Source organism: Streptomyces ficellus, from assembly GCF_030406405.1.
Lineage (GTDB): Bacteria > Actinomycetota > Actinomycetes > Streptomycetales > Streptomycetaceae > Streptomyces > Streptomyces ficellus_B.
Genome location: NZ_JAUEPL010000062.1, coordinates 15,328 through 32,819 on the forward strand (window position 1 = coordinate 15,328; position 17,492 = coordinate 32,819).

Below are 17,492 nucleotides of genomic sequence, written 5' to 3' on the forward strand. Positions count from 1 at the left end.
AAGAGCCGAGAAGAGGAGTAGGAGCGGAGCAAGAGGAGTAGGAGCGGAGACACCGGGCTATGTCCCGATTGCTCCATTTGGGGTAGCTTCGATGGTATGAGGACCAGGCCGTTCCCCCTTCTGTCGGCCTTGGTGGGGCTGACGCTGATGCTGCTCCTGGCCCTGGCCCCCAGCGCGGGGGCCAAGGCCACGGGGCTTGAGGACGCGGCCGAGGCTCTGAAGCAGGGCCCGGTGTACGTCCACCCCGAAGCCGCCGGCCAGCTCCCGAGGGCCGAGGCCGACGCGCTCGCCGAGAAGATCAAGGACGCCGACAAGCCGGTGTTCGTGGCGGTGCTGCCCGCCACGGAGGAGTTCCCGCAGCAGGGCCTGCTGCGCGACCTGCGTACGGAGACCGGCATCACCGGCGTGTACGCCGTCCGCCTCGGCGACGGCTTCGCCGCGGGCGCCGACCGTGCCGTGATGTCGAACCGGGCCGTGCAGAACATCGTGGACGCCGTCCGCCAGCCCGGCGTGGACGCCACGACCGAGCTCAACAACTTCGTCGACCAGGCCCTCGCGCAGGCCCGCGGCTCCGCACCCAGCACCTGGAGCGGGGTCCCCGGTGAGGGTGCCCCGGTCGCCGGACTGGTCACCCTCGGCGCGGTCGCCGCGGCCGGCGGCGCGGCCGCCCTCACGGTCGCGCGCCGCAACCGGCGCCGCAAGGAGCAGCAGGAGCAGGAAGCCCTGGAGAAGCTGCGGGTCGTCGTCGACGAGGACATCACCGCGTACGGCGAGGAACTGGACCGGCTCGACTTCCACCCCGCCGAGAAGGGCGCCGACGACGCCATGCGCGCCGACTACGAACGCGCCCTGGACTGCTACGACAAGGCCAAGTCCCTCATGGGCCAGGCCCGGCACCCCCATGACGTACGGGGCGTGACCGAGGCCATCGAGGACGGCCGCTACGCGCTGGCCGTCCTGACCGCCCGCCGTGAGGGCCGCCCGCTTCCCGAGCGGCGGGCACCGTGCTTCTTCGACCCGCGCCACGGCCCGGCGGCCACCGAGGTCCGGTGGGCCCCGGACGGTGGCGCGGTGCGCGACGTGCCGGTCTGCGCGGCGGACGCGGCACGGCTCGCGGAGGGCCAGGAGCCGATGACCCGCACGGTCGAGACCGAGTACGGCCGCCGCCCCTACTGGGAGGCGGGACCGGCGTACGGCCCATGGGTCGGCGGTTACTTCGGCGGCGGCATCCTGCCCGGCCTGCTCATGGGCACCATGCTGGGCTCGATGCTCTCCACCCCGGCGTACGCCTCGGAGTACGGCGGCGCCGAGTTCGAAGGCGGCGACTTCTCCGGCGGCGACTTCAGCGCCGGGGACTTCGGCGGGGACTTCGGCGGCGGCGGTGGCTTCGGCGGCGGCGACTTCGGCGGCGGCGGGTTCTGAGCATGCCGGGCGACCCGGAGGAGGAGTTGGCGGACGCCGTCGCGGACTGGGCGGCGGCGATCGTCGCCAACGACCCGACCCGCATCGCGGCGTACATGGCCGACGACTGGGTCATGGTGTCGCGGTCGGGCGTCTCGACCCGGCAGCACTTCCTGTCGCTGGTGGAGTCGGGGGAGCTGACCCATTCGGCCATGGAACTGCTCGGCGAGCCGCGCGTCCGCGTCCACGGCGACACGGCGCTGTTCACGGGACGGGTCACGAACACCGCGCACTTCCGGGGCAAGCGGTTCGACGCCGACGAGTGGACGACGGATGTGTTCATGAGGCGGGACGGCGGCCGCTGGGTGTGCGTGCTCACCCACATCACGGCCGCCGCGTTCGATTGACCACGCGCCTGGTCACGCGGCGGTACAGCGTCCCAGCAGCGCGCCGCCGACGACCCGGGCGGCCGGGCAAAGATCTCCCCGTGCCCCCGGGCACAGGTCTGCCACGTGGTCTCGTCGTCGCCGCGAGCCTCGCCCTCTCGGCGTGCGCCTACCGCTGGGTCGAACACCCGCTGGAGCGGCGGCCGCGGGCGCTGGGGCCGCGACGCGTCGCAGCCGAGCCGATCGCGCCAAGCCCGCGCTAAGCCCTTCGGTTGTCACTCTTTCGGTTGCTTCCGGCCGGTGACGCGCATCGCGGAGGCCGGCTGGTGCGTCTTGCCGGTAGCGGTTTTCTCTGGGCAGCGGTGCCGCGGCTGCACGTACGGGAGTGGCGAGTGTGAACACCAGGAACATCAACCGCATCGGAGCGGTATACGCAGCCGTCTGCGCCATGTCAGCGGTCGGGGCAAGCCTCGCCCCGGCTCAGGCGGCTCCGGTGCGGGAACCGTCCATTACGGCCAAGGGGGGCTTCGTGATGGACGCCGGCACGGGGGCCGCTCTGTACAGGAAGGGCGCCGACAGCCGTCTACCCACCGGGTCGACGGCCAAGATCATGACGGCTCAGGTCGTCCTCTCGCAGAAGAACCTGGACCTCGATCGGAAGGTCCCCGTCCAGATGGCGTACAGCGACTACATCGTGGCCAAGACCGCCTCGTCGGCGAGGCTGATCGTGGGCGACAAAGTGACCGTCCGGCAGCTGCTGTACGGGCTGCTGCTCCCCTCCGGGTGCGACGCCGCGTACGCCTTGGCCGACACCTACGGCACCGGCTCCACGCGCGCGGCACGGGTCAAGTCGTTCGTCGGCAAGATGAACGCCGCGGCCACCGGCATGGGCCTGAAGAACACCCACTTCGACTCCTTCGACGGCATCGGCAACGGCAAGAACTACTCGACACCGCGCGATCTCACCAGGCTCGCGAGCCGGGCGATGACGAATCCGACGTTCCGCGCCATCGTGAAGACGAAGTCGACCAAGCAGAGGGTCACCACGAAGAACGGCGGCTACCGCGACATGGCATGGACCAACACCAACAAGCTGCTGGGCACGTACCGGGGAGCCGTCGGGGTCAAGACCGGATCGGGCCCGGAGGCCAAGTACTGCCTGGTCTTCGCCGCCACCCGCGGCAGCAGAACAGTCATCGGCACGGTCCTGATGTCCTCTTCGGAGGCCAACCGCAACGCGGATGCGACCAAGCTCCTGAACCACGGGTTCAAGCGGTAGGTCACGCGGACGCGCCTCTTCCTGATCGTCCCGCTTACGCTCCTTCGACCACGAAGGCTTCCCAGGCGGCGGGGGAGACGGTGAGGACGGGGCCGGCGGGGTTCTTGGAGTCCCGGATGTGCACGGCGCGGGGGTGCGCGGCGACCTCGACGCAGTTGCCGCCTTCGTCGCTGCTGTAGCTGGACTTGCGCCAGTCGTAGGCGACTTCGACGCAGTTGCCGCCCTCGCTGCCGCTGTAGCTGGACTTGAACCACGTAAGCGCTGCGGGTGTCATGCCTCTCCTGCCAGATCGTCCAGCAGGCCCATGCTCTCCTCGGGGGTGAGGGCCTGTGACCTGAGCATCCCATATTTCTGCTGGAGGACACTGACCTCGTCGGGGTCATCAATGAGGAAGCTGACGCGCTGAGCCTCGATGTAGGCCAGGTGCTCGTGGTCCGGCGTCTCCAGGAGCACCATCGGCCCGGCGAGCCCCGCGTGCTTCTCCCGCTTGGTCGGCATGATCTGGAGGCCCATGTAAGGAAGTTCCGCGCAGCGGCGCAGATGGCGGAGCTGGTCGCGGAGGACGGCGGGGCCGCCGATCGGCCGGCTCAGGACGGACTCCTCGATCAGGAAGCTCATCACCGGCGGCCAGGGCTTCCGATCGAAGATCTTCTGTCGGTCGAGGCGGGCGGAGAGCCGTTCCTCAGCGTCGTCCGGGCTGATCGGTGGGATCAGGCAGGAGAAGACGGCGGCCGCGTACTCCTCGATCTGGAGCAGCCCGGGCACGACCTGGTTCTCGTACGAGAGCAGCGTTACCGCTTCCTGCTCGTGCTCGATGAAGTCCCGCGCAAACGCCGGGTATCGCTCCCTCTCCGGCACCCGCGCCACCCCTGCTGCCAGTACGCCTCGCGCGTCCAGCACCTGGTCCATTTGGAGCGCCAGGTCGTACTTGAGCGGTCTGCGGCCCTGTTCGATGGAGGCGATGGTCTCCTGGTGGATGCAGAGCTGCTCGGCGAGTGCGGGCTGCGTGAGCCCTGCCGCCCGGCGCAGTTGGGCGACTTGGGCACCGATGAGGTGCCACGAGGTGTTCTTGTGGGGCTTGCTCGATGGGTGCATGGTCGCCCTCTTCCCACCCGGCGGAGTACCTGATCCGAACCAAGCCGTACAAAGCGTTTGTACGGCCTGACGTGCTGTCCCACTCTAGTGACGCACGGTGACATGAGGTGCATGAATGGCGAACTGCAAGTCCCTTACCTCTACGAGGCGTTCTACCGGCGCGAGCGCCGGTCCGTCCCGGCGGCCCGGCACTTCGCGGCGGCGGCGCTCGGGGAGTGGGGCATGGGCGACCGCGCCGACGACGTACTGCTGTGCGTGAGCGAGCTGGCGACGAACGCGCTCCTGCACGGTGTCCCGCCGGGGCGGGGCTTCCGGCTGCACCTCTTCCGCGAACCGGGCGGCGGGCTGCTGCGCGTGGAGCTGCACGACAGCGGCGACGGTGAGGTACGGGCGGGGCGGCCCGACGAGCGGTCGGAGTCGGGGCGCGGGCTGTTGCTGGTCGCTGCGCTGGCGGACGCGTGGGGGGTAGGGGAGCGCGACCCGGGCAAGGTGGTGTGGTGCGAGTTCGTACTGCGGTGATCCGAACGACTAAGACCGTGTCCTATGTAGTGAGGCGGAGGAGCCGTTTGTGCAGCAGAGGGCTGCGGCGCGGCGGAGGAAGGCCACGTAGTTGCGGGGTTTGCGTTCGTAGCGGTGGTTGAGTGGGCGGTAGCCGGTCGGACAGGACATGGTGCGTTGGGTAGCGACGGTTCCGGCGGGAACTGTATGCCTTGTCGCCGCCCAAGTGGTCGGGACGGGTGCGAGGGCGTCCGCCGCTCAGCCGCGGAACGCGGACGCGTTCTAGGACTGGGATGAGCTGTGGGGAATCGTCCCACTGGCCCGGCGTAATGAGGAACGCGAGGGGGCGGAGTCTTCCTTCACTGACCAGATGCATCTTGCAGGTTAGTCCGCCTCGGGAACGTCCCAGCGCCTCGTCGGGGCGGTGCTGAGCGGGCCGACCATGCCGGCCAGGAACGCGGGGTGCGGTCCTACGGGCGCCGGAGGCGTGCTGGTGGGCTCTGCACGAGGTCGAGTCCACACTGACCATGCTCCAGTCGATCCGGCCCTCCGCGTCGGCATCGGCCTGGAGAGCCTGCAGAATCCGTTCCCATGGGCCGTCCGCCGACCAGCGGCGATGCCGGTCATACACCGTTTTCCACTTTCCGAACCGCGGCGGCAGGTCTCGCTTGGGGATACCGGTCCGCTGACGGAAGAGAATGCCGTTGAGCACCCTGCGGTGACTCTTCCAACGCCCGCCCCGCCCCACGTTCTTCGGCAGGTGTGGTTCCAACCGAGTCCCTCCGTATCCGACAGATCGCCCCGCCTCGCGCAGGCCAGAACGACATGATCACTGCCCAGTCACACGAGCCATCGGGCACTGCCTAGCCGCTGGCTGGCTCCATGCCTTTGCGGGCGGTGCGGACGCCGATGCGCTTGCCGCCCAACCATCTGCGCAGGTGGGGCCGGTAGTGGCCTTGTTCGTGCAGAAGCTGAGGCTTGACGTGGTGGCCACGATGGGGGCCGTGTCTTGTCTGGCGGCCGTCCACCATCGGCTTCAAGCACTCTAGTTCTGGACGTTGGCAGCTGAGACGCCGACGGCCAGGGGCCGGAGTAGTTCATGTCCGACAGGACGTGCATCTTGGAACCCCGGCTTTGCTTCGATCCGCAGGGCTCGCGCCTATGTCTCCGCTCGCTTTTCGCCCTCTAGACGATAGCCGCGGACACTCTCCCATCGGGCGTGTCCCGGGTACCGCCGCTCTGTGGCCGCACTTTCGATGGTGGGGTCAACGGTTTCGCGATCCCTCACAGCCCGTTCGGAACGATCCAACTCCAGGTGCCCGTCACCATGGAGACCTTAACGACCGCTTCACCACATGGAACACGGTCCAAATTATGGCCGTCGACCTACCTCCCGCTCATGGCGCCGCGGAGCACGAATCCATTGCTGGGGACATATCCGGCAAAATGATTAAATATCTTCACTCAATGTGGCCGCTGCATCGAAACTTCTTGACGCGTACACACTTAGATCACAGGATGAGGCGTTTCTATGTTCGACGCGTGAAGATGAGGTGGGGTTTTGAGGAGTGCAGTGTGGCGTCGCGTGCGCCACAGATCGATGGCGCTGATTGCTGCCACAGTGGTGGCATCGGCGCTGCCGACCATGGCGGACGATGCTGTAGCCCAGGCGCCGACGTCGGCGCCTACTGCCGCCTTGGCGTCGGCACTGGCCGCGCAATCGGGTGAGCCGGTGGAAGTGGTTTCTGAGCGCTCCGAATACACCAGCACCGATGCCAATCCCGATGGCACATTTACGCTGACACAGTCGACGACGCCTCAGCGAGTCAAGGCAGAGGACGGCTCCTGGCGGGACGTGGACGTGGCGCTAGTCCGCCGGTCAGATGGGTCGATCGGGCCGAAGGCCGCTGTTGTGGATCTGTCCTTCTCGGGGGGCGGCAGCGGTGGAGACCTGATCCATCTGGCCGTGCCTAAAGGCTCGGTGACCCTGGGGTGGCCAGGCACTCTGCCAGAACCGGTACTTAACGGGGCAACGGCCACCTACCCTGAGGTCCTCAAGGGTGTTGACCTGCAGTTGACAGCGACCGCTGAGGGCTATCGAGAGGTTCTCATCGTCAAGTCCGCTGAGGCGGCAGCGAGTCCGCTGCTGAATGAGGTGAAGCTCACCACGACCAGCCACCGATTGCGGATCGCTCCAGGCAGCGGTGGTGGACTGCGCGCGTTCGACGAGGACGGCAATACCATCTTCGCGGGTCCAGCCGGCTTGATGTGGGACTCCGCGGCTGATGCCGGAGCCCAGCCCCAGCTGATGCGCGCCTCCGCCGACGCGGAGCAGCCAGGGCCGACCGCCGAGACGGAGGTGCCAGAGGCTGTGGCCCCGGATAAGGGGGACGCCAGCGCGGAGCTGCCGGTGCAGGTGGTCGACGGCACGGTCGCAGTGAAGCCGGATCTGCAGCTGCTGCGCGGAGACGACACGGTGTACCCGGTATACATCGACCCGTCACTGGGCCTTGGTGTGTCGGAGCGGACAGTGCTGTCTTCGGACGGGGACCGATTCTGGAACTTCGACGGCGATTACGGTGTGGGCCGCTGTTACCGCGTCGGCCCGTACTACTGCGACGCCGACCACACCAATCGTATGTACTTTGAGTTTGCGCCGACCCGGTTGTCGGGGAAGTACGTCATCGACGCGACCTTCCGCGCCTACGAAACCTGGTCGTTCTCGTGCTCTCCGCACTGGGTGGATCTCTGGCGCACCGGTAACGTCTCCGAGGCTACCCGCTGGCCCGGGCCCACACAGCTGGACCTCATGGGCGACCGGCAAGTCTCGGCCGGGCGCGGGGATAACTGTTCTCCTGAACAGCCTGACTCCTGGATCGAGTTCAACGACGCAGCCAGTGAGACGGACGAGAACCTCACGAAGACGGTCCGCTCTTTCGCGGACGGCAACTTCTCACGACTCACGTTGATGCTGCGAGCCAAGGACGAGAGCAACGCTGACGCCTGGAAGCGGTTCGACGACAACGCCGAGCTGAAGGTCGTCTACGTTCTCAAGCCAGGCGCACCCACTGAAACCGGTGTCATTCCTGGGAATGGCACCGTCCCAGGCTGCTCCCAGCTGGTGACAAACCCCGTCGTGGCTACGCGGCCTGACCCGATGATCCAGGGCAGACTGCAGACCCAGGTGGCGCCGGCATCCCATGAGGAACGCGGCTCTCTGCGGGCTTACTTCCATGCCGAGAAGAAGCAGAATGATGGCTCATGGGCCACTGCGTGGACTGCGGCAGACCCTACGACGGGTTACCAGGTCGACAACTACCTCGCCAAGCGGCGTATGAACCCGGGAGCAGATGGCTCGCTGTACCGGGTGAAGTCGCTGACGCAGTCGTTCTGGACCTACGAGGGCAGGACGACTGCGATCAGCTCCGGCTATTCACCCTGGTGCTACTTCAAGATTGACTCGACCGCGCCCAAGGAACCGCAGATCCTCACGAACGGTCCGTACACGGAGTGCACGGCAAACCTGTGCGACGCAAAGGGCGGGCCGAGCGTTGCAGGGTCATTCACCATCAAGCCGAACACTGCAGACACCGACATCAAAAGCTACCGCTGGCGTCTGCTGACCGAGCCTGCGGACAAGACGCATCGCGAGGACGAGCTGGAAGCCGGAGCCACGAAAACCATCCATCCAGTGCCCACCACCGCCGGCACACAAGTGCTGATCGTGGAATCTATAGATGTCCGTGATAGAACCGGTGCACCGGCGGAGTTCCATTTCAAGGTTCTACCGGGCCAGGGAGCCACAGGCCGGTGGCACTTCGCTGAAGCGAGTGGCACGAACGCCGCCGACAGTGCTACGGCAGGAGCCACCCGGCACGACATCACTCTGCACCCTCAGGCCGGTACGGCAGCAACGTGGGATCTTCGAGGACGCCGAGGCACGGCGGACTACTCGCTGCGTCTGAACGAGGATGTCACTGATCCAGCCAAGCAGATCGGCTATGCCTCCACCAGTACGGCGCCCATAAACACGCAGGACTCTTTCACCGTCTCCGCATGGGTTCGGCTTGCGGATGGGGCTAAAACCCGGGTGGTCGCATCCGCGCCTGGAGCCCACACGTCAGCCGCGTTCAACCTCTTCTATTCCGGCAGTGCTAAGAAATGGGTGTTCAGTCGAGCCGTCGCCGATTCGGCAACGCCGACCTATGTCAGCTCGCTGGCCGACACGGCAAATCCCGCGCTGCACGTGTGGACGCATCTGACAGGTGTTTTCGACGCCAAGAATGACACGGACAAGGCCAACGATACTATCCAGCTATTCGTCAACGGCCGCCCGCAAGGCGCACCGGTCAAACTGGCGGCTGTAAACTCGACCTATACACCATGGACTTCATCTGTCGGCATGACGGTGGGAGGTTCCAAAGTCGGAGAGTTCTTCATGGGCAATATCGACGAGCTCGCTGTATGGCAGCGGGAGCTGAGCGCCGACGAGGTGCGGCTGGAAAGCGGGCTTAAGGTCGGTGGCGTGGCGGCGACCGAGCTGGTTGGCTACTGGGATGCTGCTTCCTCTTCGGGTGGAAAGGTCCCCGAAAACACGCCGTATGCCTCCGATATGAACCTTTCGGCCACGGGCGCGGTGGTGGATCCGGAGGCGAGTGAACTTCGGCTGGACGGCATTTCCGGCTACGTGTCGACTACGGGCCCGGTCATTGATGAGACTGGCTCGTTCACGGTGACGGCCAGGGTGAAGTTGGACGCGGCGAAGTTCGCAACCATGCCGGCCGGCGCTAAGGCGCATGTCTTCGGGCAGGCCAATCCGGATGGCAAGGAGTCGTCGTGGGCGCTTTGGGTGGAAAAGGTCTCCGCCGATGGCTACCTGTGGCGCTTTGGCCGCACCGCGACCGACGCGACCGGCCGGGTGATCGCCACTGGTTCTGTGCCTGCCGAAGAGACAGCCAGCCTGGACACGTGGGTGCAGGTAACGGGTGTTTTTGACGCGACGGAAGAGACGGCCATGGGGTACGGCAAGACGCACCTGTTTATCGGGGCAACAGATCAGGTGTCAGACAGTGCCGCAGGTTTCTCCATAGCACAGCAGGGTCGCGGCGAAATTGCAGCGGGCCGCGGACCGTCAACCGGCACGAACGGCAACTACCTGCCCGGCGCGCTCGCAGAGGTGCGGGTGTGGACTGGTGCCATGCAGGCAGAGCAGGTCGATTCAAAGGTCTTGGGTGCTCCCGGCGCCGAATAACAACTTGGCCCGGGCTGGTTTCCTCCAAAGGAGGGCAGCCCGGTCTGCCTCTCTCAACCGCCCGCGGCCCGGCGCCGCGGTCACATCAGCGCATGCCGTCGCACGGCGGCTTCAGCGAAAGCGGAAAATACAATGAACCGGTTCCTACCGGCTGCTGGCCTGCGCGGCCGCCGCAGAGCATGGGCCATGCGCCGCCTCGGTACGGTCGCCGCTCTATCCTTGATACCCGGACTACTGGCACCAGTGGCGTTCGCCGCGGACGTTGATCCGCTCGGCGAGCCGAAGCTCAAAGCCCCCCAGTCAGCCGACGTTTCACCATTCACCGCAAAGGTGCACAAGAAGACCGCGGCAATCATGGCCAAGGCAGCAACTGTCACAGCAACTGATGCCGCCCGTGCCAAGGCCACCCAGAGGAGGAAGGTCACCTGGCCGCAGAGTGGAACGGTGACGCTGCCAGTTCCGGCCACCGGAACGGCAAAGGCTGCGCCAGGCTCCCTGCCTATTACTCTTGCTCCGCCGACGCCGCGCAACGCCAAGGTGGCAGGTGGCACGGCCGAGGGGCCGGTCACCGTCAAAGTCCTGGACCAGAAGACGTCCGCCCAGCTTGGAGTCAAGGGCATCGTCTTGACCGTTTCGGCCCCCGCATCAGGTGGAGGCGCCGCCCTTGCTATCGGCTACGGCGCCTTCGCTTCCGCCTACGGCGGGGACTGGGCTGGCCGCCTACAGGTTCTGCAACTGCCCGACTGCGCCCTGACCAACCCGGGAACCAGTAAGTGCCGCAAGCGCACACCCCTGAGATTCGTCAACGACCGCTCGAGCGAGCGCCTCAACACCCAACTGAAGTTCCGCACATCACCCGCCACACGAGCAACCACCGCCCCGGCGACCCAAACCATGGTGCTTGCCGTGACGGCGGGCACAAAGTCGGGCGGCGGTGACTACAAGGCCACGCCCCTGTCTGCATCCTCGACCTGGGAGGCCGGCGGCTCATCGGGCAGCTTCACCTGGTCCTACCCTGTGCGTGTGCCGCCCTCTGCGGCCGGCCCCAAGCCCGATCTCGGTATCGGCTACGACTCCGGCAGCGTGGACGGCCGTACCTCCTCGACGAACAACCAGGGCACGGTGATCGGCGAGGGCTTCGACATCACCTCCTCCTTCGTCGAGCGTAAGTACGGCGCCTGTGACGACGACGGGCAGACCGACAAGTACGACCTGTGCTGGAAGTACGACAACGCCTCCCTCGTCCTCAACGGCAAGGCCACCGAACTCGTCAAGGACGACACGACGGGCAAATGGCGGCTGAAGAACGACGACGCCTCCACCGTCACCGTGGCCACCGGCGCCGACAATGGCGACGACAACGGCGAGCACTGGACCCTCACCACCGGCGACGGCACCAAGTACGTCTTCGGCCTCAACAAGCTCGAAGGCGCCGGCACCACCGATCGCACCAACTCGGTGTGGACCGTACCCGTCTTCGGCGACGACGCGGGCGAACCGGGCTACGCGGACGGCTCCGCCTTTTTCTCCCGCGACAAGACGCAGGCATGGCGGTGGAACCTCGACTACGTCGAGGACACCCACGGCAACGCCATGTCCTACTGGTACACCGCCGAGACCAACCACTACGACAAACTCGGCGACGACAACAACGGCACCCCCTACACCCGCGGCGGCTACCTCAACGAGATCCGCTACGGCCAGCGCGCCGGCGCCCTGTTCTCCGCCACTCCCGCCGCCTCGAACAAGGTCGTCTTCGGCTACGCCGAGCGCTGCATCGGCACCAACTGCGGCTCGCTGACCGACGCCACCCGCGACAACTGGCCCGACGTGCCCTTCGACGCGGAATGCAAGGCGGACCAGAAGTGCACCGGCAACGTCGGCCCCAGCTTCTACACCCGCAAGCGCATGACCGGCATCTCCACCCAGGCGTGGGACGCAGCCGCCGCCACCCCCGCCTACGCTTCGGTGGACTCCTGGGCCCTGACCCAGCAGTACCTCGACCCCGGTGACACCGGTGATTCCACCGACCAGTCCCTCTGGCTCTCAGAGATCAAGCACATCGGAAAGCGCGGTACTGACCTCAGCCTCGACCCGGTCAAGCTGACCCACGAGTTCCGACCCAACCGCGTCGACGGCGCCACCGATGACGTCCTCTCCCTGGACAAGCCTCGACTGCGCACGATCACGTCGGAGACCGGTGCACAGACCGTCGTCACCTACATGCAGGCCGACTGCCTCGCCGGCCAGACCATGCCCAAGGTGGACACCAACACCCGACGCTGCTACCCGGTCTACTGGTCACCCAACGGCGAGAAGGAGCCCATCCTCGACTGGTTCCAGAAATACCCCGTGCAGGCGGTCTCCACCGTCGACGCCAAGGGCGGCTCTGAGGCAGTCGAGCACACCTACACCTACTCCGGGGGAGGGGCCTGGCACTACAACGAAGACCCGCTGGTCAAGGAGAAGGAACGCACCTGGTCCATCTGGCGCGGCTTCGAAAAGGTCACCCACCTCGCCGGTCTGGTTGGCAAGACGCAGTCCAAGACCGTCACCGTCTACCTGCGCGGCATGAACGGCGACCGCGTCCTCGGTGCGGACGGCAAGACACCGGACAAAGACTTGCGCAAGTCCGCCACGGTCACTGGCATCAAAGCCCCGTCCATCGCGGACACCGACCACTACGCGGGCTTCACCCGTGAAAGCGTCACCTACAACGGGGGCGAGGAAGTCGGCGGTACGGTCAACGACCCCTGGTCCAAGCGCACGGCGACCCAGCACAAGTCGTACGCCGACACCGAGGCGTACTACGTCCGTACCGCGGCTACCCATGCCCGCACCAACATCACGACCGTCTTCCCGCCGCGTGATCGTGTCCGTTCCACAGTGACCACGTACGATGCCTACGGCATGGCCGAATCCGTCGAGGACAAGGGCGACAACGCCGTAACGGGCGACGAGAAGTGCACCCGCACTTGGTACGCCCGCAATGACAGCGTCGGCATCAACAACCTCGTCGCCCGCGTCCGCACTGTCGCCCAGCCGTGCGCCACCCTCGAGTCCGCACTGGACCTGCCTGCGGATTCCACCCGCCCCGGCGACGTCATCTCCGACACCGCCACCGCCTACGACTCCACCACCTGGACCGCCGCTCAGAAGCCCGTCAAGGGTGAAGCGCAGTGGACAGGCCGTGCTAAAGCATACGGTGTCGATGACCAGCCCGTTTGGCAGAAGCTGGCCACCACCTCGTACGACGCCCTCGGGCGTCCCCTGACGGTTAGGGATACCAACGACACCGTCACCGCGACCACAAGCTATACGCCCGCAAGCACAGGTCCGCTCACAGGCACCACAGCGGCGAACGCTAAGGGGCATACGACCACCACGCTTCTGGACTTCGCCGTGGGTTCCCCGCTCAAGGTGACCGACCCAAACAGCAAGATCACTGAGAGGGAATACGACAGCCTCGGTCGCGTCACGAAGCTCTGGCTTCCTAACCGCGTGAAGTCGCTCGGCAAGACCCCTAATTACACCTACACGTACAGTGTCACGGCTTCTGCCCCGTCCTGGGTTGCCACGAGCACTCTCAAGGGCGACGCCAGCGGTTACAACACAACGTACGAGATCTACGACTCCCTGCTGCGACCTCGCCAGTCCCAGACCCCCACACCGATCGGGGGGAGACTCATTGCCGAAACGCTCTACGACGAGCGGGGTTTTGCCACTTCGGTACTCACCGACATTTGGGATGAACAGAGCGCCCCATCCGGCACCCTTGTCGCGACGGACGGCGGCCAGGCCCCGATGCAGGTCGATACCACGCACGACGGCGCCGGCCGGGCCATCAAGACAGAGACCAAGGTCAAGAACGTCACCCGCTGGGTGATTGAGACGGCATACACCGGTGACACCGTCACCTCCACGGCCCCGGCCGGCGGCCAGGCCACAGCAGTAGTGACCAATACCCTCGGGCAAACCACCCAGCGCCGCGAATACGGCGGCACCCAACCAACCGGCAGCGATTACACTGCCACGGACTTCACGTACCATCGGGCTGGCCAGCAAGCCTCTGTCGAGGGCCCCGACAAGGCCAAGTGGACCTACGGTTACGACCTGTTCGGCCGCCAGATTAGTGCAACCGACCCTGACAAGGGCGGTTCAGAAACCCGCTACAACGAATTCGACCAGGCCATCACCGCCACGAGGGTCCAGGGCAAGACGCTCACGTCCGAGTACGACACTCTCGGGCGAAAGACCGGTCTGTGGGACGGTGACAAGACAGACGCCAACAAGCTGGCCGCCTGGACCTTCGACCAACTCGCCAAGGGCCAGCAGGACACTGCTGTCCGCTACGAGAACGGCATCGGTCAAGCCACCAGCAAGGCATACACCCAGAAGGTGACCAGCTACGACCCGCTCTACCAGGTCACTGGCCGCCAACTGATCTTGCCTTCTGGAGACCCGCTTGTCGCAGCAGGCGTCCCGCAGACACTCTCGTTCTCCACGGGCTATAACGTCGACCGAACGGTCAAGCAGTCGGGCACCCCTGCGATCGCCGGGCTGCCGTCGGAGATCGTTTCCCATACCTATAACAATGTTGGTGGGGAACTGGCTTCGAAGGGCATCAGTTTGTACCTTCAGGCAGCGCAGTATTCCGAAGCTGGGGATGCGCGCCAGCTCACCCTCGGTTGGGACTCCCTCAGCCCCAAGGTCTATGTCACCTATGGCTATGAGCAGGGCACCCGGCGTCTCGAAAGCTCCACCGTCACCGACGACGTCCACGGCTACATGCCGCAAGAGCTGAAGTTCACCCGGGACGACGCGGGCAACGTTACGTCGATCTTCGACGCCACGACACAAGGTGGCACCGTGAAGCCGGACTACCAGTGCTTCACCTACGACGGCCACCGCCGCCTGAAGGAAGCCTGGACCCCCAAAACCGCCGACTGCGCGGCGACAGGCCGCACCATCGCCAACATCGACGGCGCGGCCCCCTACTGGACCAGTTACACCCACAACGCGGCCGGCCAGCGTGACACTGAGACCGAGAACACCACCTCGGGAGCGAAGACCACCACCTACACCTACGGCACCCCGAAGGGCCAGCCGCACCCGCTGGCCAAAACCATGGGTGCGAAGGCTGCGACCTACGGGTACGACGCGTTCGGCAACACCATTAGCCGACCCGGCACCCAGACCCAGCAGACCCTGAGCTGGAACACCGAAGGCAGACTGGCCAGCACCAGCGAACCCGCCGTCGGCTCCAAGCCCGCGCTGAGCACCGGCTACCTGTACGATGCCTCCGGCGAACTCCTCATCCGCCGTGCATCCGGCGATGGCGACACCGTCCTCTATCTTGGCGACACCGAAGTCCGCCTGACTACCAAGGGCACCACCAAAACCCTCAGCGGCACCCGCTACTACACAGCCGCAGGCCAGACCATCGCGGTCCGCACCGCAACCGCTGGCGTCACTGGCACCAAGCTCAGCTTCCTGGCCGCCGACCACCACGGCACCAGCAGCGTCGCCCTGGACGCCATCACACTGGCGATCACCAAGCGCTACACCACCCCCTTCGGCGCCCAGCGCGGTACAACCCCCATGGACTGGCCCGACGACAAGGCCTTCCTCGGCAAACCTGCCGACAAGACCTCAGGCCTGACCCACATTGGAGCCCGCGAGTACGATCCGTCGATCGGCCAGTTCATCAGTGTCGATCCCGCCCTGGTCCTCGAACAGCACCAGTCCCTTAACGGGTACGCCTATGCCAACAATGCTCCCACTACCATGTCCGACCCAACCGGACTCGCTCCCATCTTCTGCACCAGTGGTTGCCCCTCGGACGACGCGATGTCGCCGCCACTGTGGGACGGCGGGAGCGGTGGTGGCAGCACATCCGCCGGCAGCAGTGGCGGGTCAACGGGCAGCACTAGCGGCACTGCCGCCACCACGTCGACCGGCTCCACGACCAACGGATTCGGAGGCTGGACGCCAGGTGCCACCTGGAACATCGTCGACCGTGCCTGGGACACGCCTTACGCAAACTTCGGCAGCATGAACGAGTTCATGGACCAGCAAGGGCCGTACTACGGAATTATTGACGAGGGAGGTAAGCGCAACGAGTGGGAAACCTCACGGGCACTCTTCTTCGGTTGGCTTTGGGGGGGTGGATACCCACTTAAGCCGAAGCAGGAATTCCGTGGCGGCGATGCGTTCACTGAGAGCCTCGCCAGCGACAAAACGTTCACCGAAAAGCGGTTCGAGCTGGTCGGCCAGGCCGTACACAAGGGAATGGACGCCGAAGCCGCGCTGGCGCCGGTAAAGTTCTCCTACAAGGACCGAGGGCCGGAGCCAGGAAGTCCATGGTATCGATTCAACACTCCGCGAGGCGTGGCGAATGACGTCCTTGGCACTCTTAGCAACGGAAAGGCGGGCACGAAGAATCAGGCCGACGCCTTCCTCGGAAGCTATACGGCCACGGGCAAGATTACGGCCGTCGATGAGAAAAAGGGAACGGTGCAACTAAAATTCACTGCAACTAACCTTTCCGACTGGAGATCAGCCACGCATCTCATCCCTCGGGACGCCAACCCTTGGTTCGAGGAAACATTTGGAGCAGCAGTCAGGCAGAATTTCACCTGGGAAGAGCGCTGGCCACTGAATGCGTGCGTATGCTGGGCCCAGTAGCATACTGATGGGAGCCGGCTGTGACCGGACGAAATAGTCCGGTCACAGCCGGCTCTGGTACAGGAGGAAAAATTGATCGGTCGTCTCGGTCCGGCAAGGAGCACCTGCGTCGTTGCGTCCATTTCTGCAATGTTCTTGACTGCCTCGTGTGCCGAGCAGGAGAAGCCGACATCCGTGGAGGCATCGGCGCTTGTTGGTACATGGGAGACGTCGACCGGCGGACGCATCGCGCTCCGGAAGGACAGGACATTCGATGTCTCCGGCGTGGAGTGGGGGGTCAGCTTGGGAGGCGAGTTGTGCCCCACCGAATCAGCGAAAGGGACGTGGGGATTCTGGGTGGACGAAGGAGAACCCGGCGGCACTGCCACAGTCTCTTCAGAAGCGGGTTCCGGCTCCGAAATCTCGCTGACGTTCGCAGGCGTACCACAAGGCGCATGCGAAGTCAGTCTGAGTGTGATCGATGGCGGCAAATCTCTTTGTGCCACGGACGACCCGGATGCGGTTTGCGGGCTCAATATCCGATTCAGTCATACTGGGGTCAAGGTCGGCCGATCTTCGACGGGTGAGTAATCGATCTCGCCCTGAAGGGGGCGGCCGGCAGAGAGGGCCTGCCAAGTTTTACAGGGCGAGTGCTCTTTCAGGTGTTCGGGTACACGCGCGCCACCATGCATTTGCCGTCCAGTCTCGGGTCTTGCGATTTGCCGCGGAGAAGTCCCACTCGAATGCCTAGTTCTCCGGCGTGCCCGTGGCCGTGGTCTCACAGGCCGACTTAGACGTCGTTTCTTATGGCGTGATCGTTCGTTGAACCGTGTATGACGGATCTGGTTGAGCGGCTTGTGCCGGATGAGTTGTGGGTGTTGTTCCGGCGGGTGGTGCCGCCGACGGAGGTGATACG

Annotated in this window: 8 protein-coding genes and 2 pseudogenes; 6 read left to right on the top strand and 4 right to left on the bottom strand. The window is 65.5% G+C overall.

Features of this window, described 5'->3' with window-relative positions; translation table 11 throughout:
* Positions 1-96 precede the first annotated feature (96 nt).
* The 3 genes from QWM81_RS28115 (at position 97) to QWM81_RS28125 (ending at position 3,066) form a co-directional block, all read left to right on the top strand.
* Positions 97-1,422, top strand: a complete 1,326-nt coding sequence (locus tag QWM81_RS28115; protein WP_290115253.1) for a hypothetical protein — start codon at positions 97-99, stop codon at positions 1,420-1,422.
* Positions 1,423-1,424: 2 nt separating this feature from the next.
* On the top strand, positions 1,425-1,808 hold the full coding sequence (locus QWM81_RS28120; RefSeq protein WP_290115255.1) for a nuclear transport factor 2 family protein: 384 nt from the start codon (positions 1,425-1,427) through the stop codon (positions 1,806-1,808).
* Between the two features lie 427 nt (positions 1,809-2,235).
* Positions 2,236-3,066 (top strand): D-alanyl-D-alanine carboxypeptidase family protein, encoded by an 831-nt coding sequence (locus QWM81_RS28125; RefSeq protein WP_290115263.1) that lies wholly within the window; start codon positions 2,236-2,238, stop codon positions 3,064-3,066.
* A gap of 34 nt (positions 3,067-3,100) precedes the next feature.
* Here the strand turns inward: QWM81_RS28125 and QWM81_RS28130 are convergent, their stop codons facing one another.
* Positions 3,101-3,340, bottom strand: a complete 240-nt coding sequence (locus QWM81_RS28130; RefSeq protein ID WP_290115257.1) for a DUF397 domain-containing protein — start codon at positions 3,338-3,340, stop codon at positions 3,101-3,103.
* Positions 3,337-4,161, bottom strand: a complete 825-nt coding sequence (locus QWM81_RS28135) for a helix-turn-helix domain-containing protein (protein WP_290115258.1) — start codon at positions 4,159-4,161, stop codon at positions 3,337-3,339. The genes QWM81_RS28130 and QWM81_RS28135 overlap by 4 nt, the downstream gene beginning before the upstream one ends.
* Before the next feature lie 111 nt (positions 4,162-4,272).
* Here QWM81_RS28135 and QWM81_RS28140 point away from each other — a divergent pair, with 111 nt between their 5' ends.
* Entirely contained in the window at positions 4,273-4,680 is a 408-nt protein-coding gene (locus QWM81_RS28140; RefSeq protein ID WP_290115259.1) for an ATP-binding protein, read from the top strand.
* Between the two features lie 127 nt (positions 4,681-4,807).
* On the opposite strand, the pseudogene QWM81_RS28150 reads toward QWM81_RS28140, so the two are convergent.
* A pseudogene (locus tag QWM81_RS28150) lies at positions 4,808-5,478 on the bottom strand (IS5 family transposase); the annotation flags it as partial.
* 24 nt (positions 5,479-5,502) lie between these two features.
* Positions 5,503-5,940 (bottom strand): annotated as a pseudogene (locus QWM81_RS28155) (hypothetical protein); the annotation flags it as partial.
* Between the two features lie 319 nt (positions 5,941-6,259).
* On the opposite strand from QWM81_RS28155, the gene QWM81_RS28160 reads away from it, so the two are divergent.
* Positions 6,260-9,910: a LamG domain-containing protein gene (locus QWM81_RS28160; protein WP_290115260.1), complete on the top strand. Its 3,651-nt coding sequence runs from the start codon at positions 6,260-6,262 to the stop codon at positions 9,908-9,910.
* A 132-nt stretch (positions 9,911-10,042) separates the two neighbouring features.
* Entirely contained in the window at positions 10,043-16,597 is a 6,555-nt protein-coding gene (locus tag QWM81_RS28165; protein ID WP_290115261.1) for an RHS repeat-associated core domain-containing protein, read from the top strand.
* Positions 16,598-17,492 lie beyond the last annotated feature (895 nt).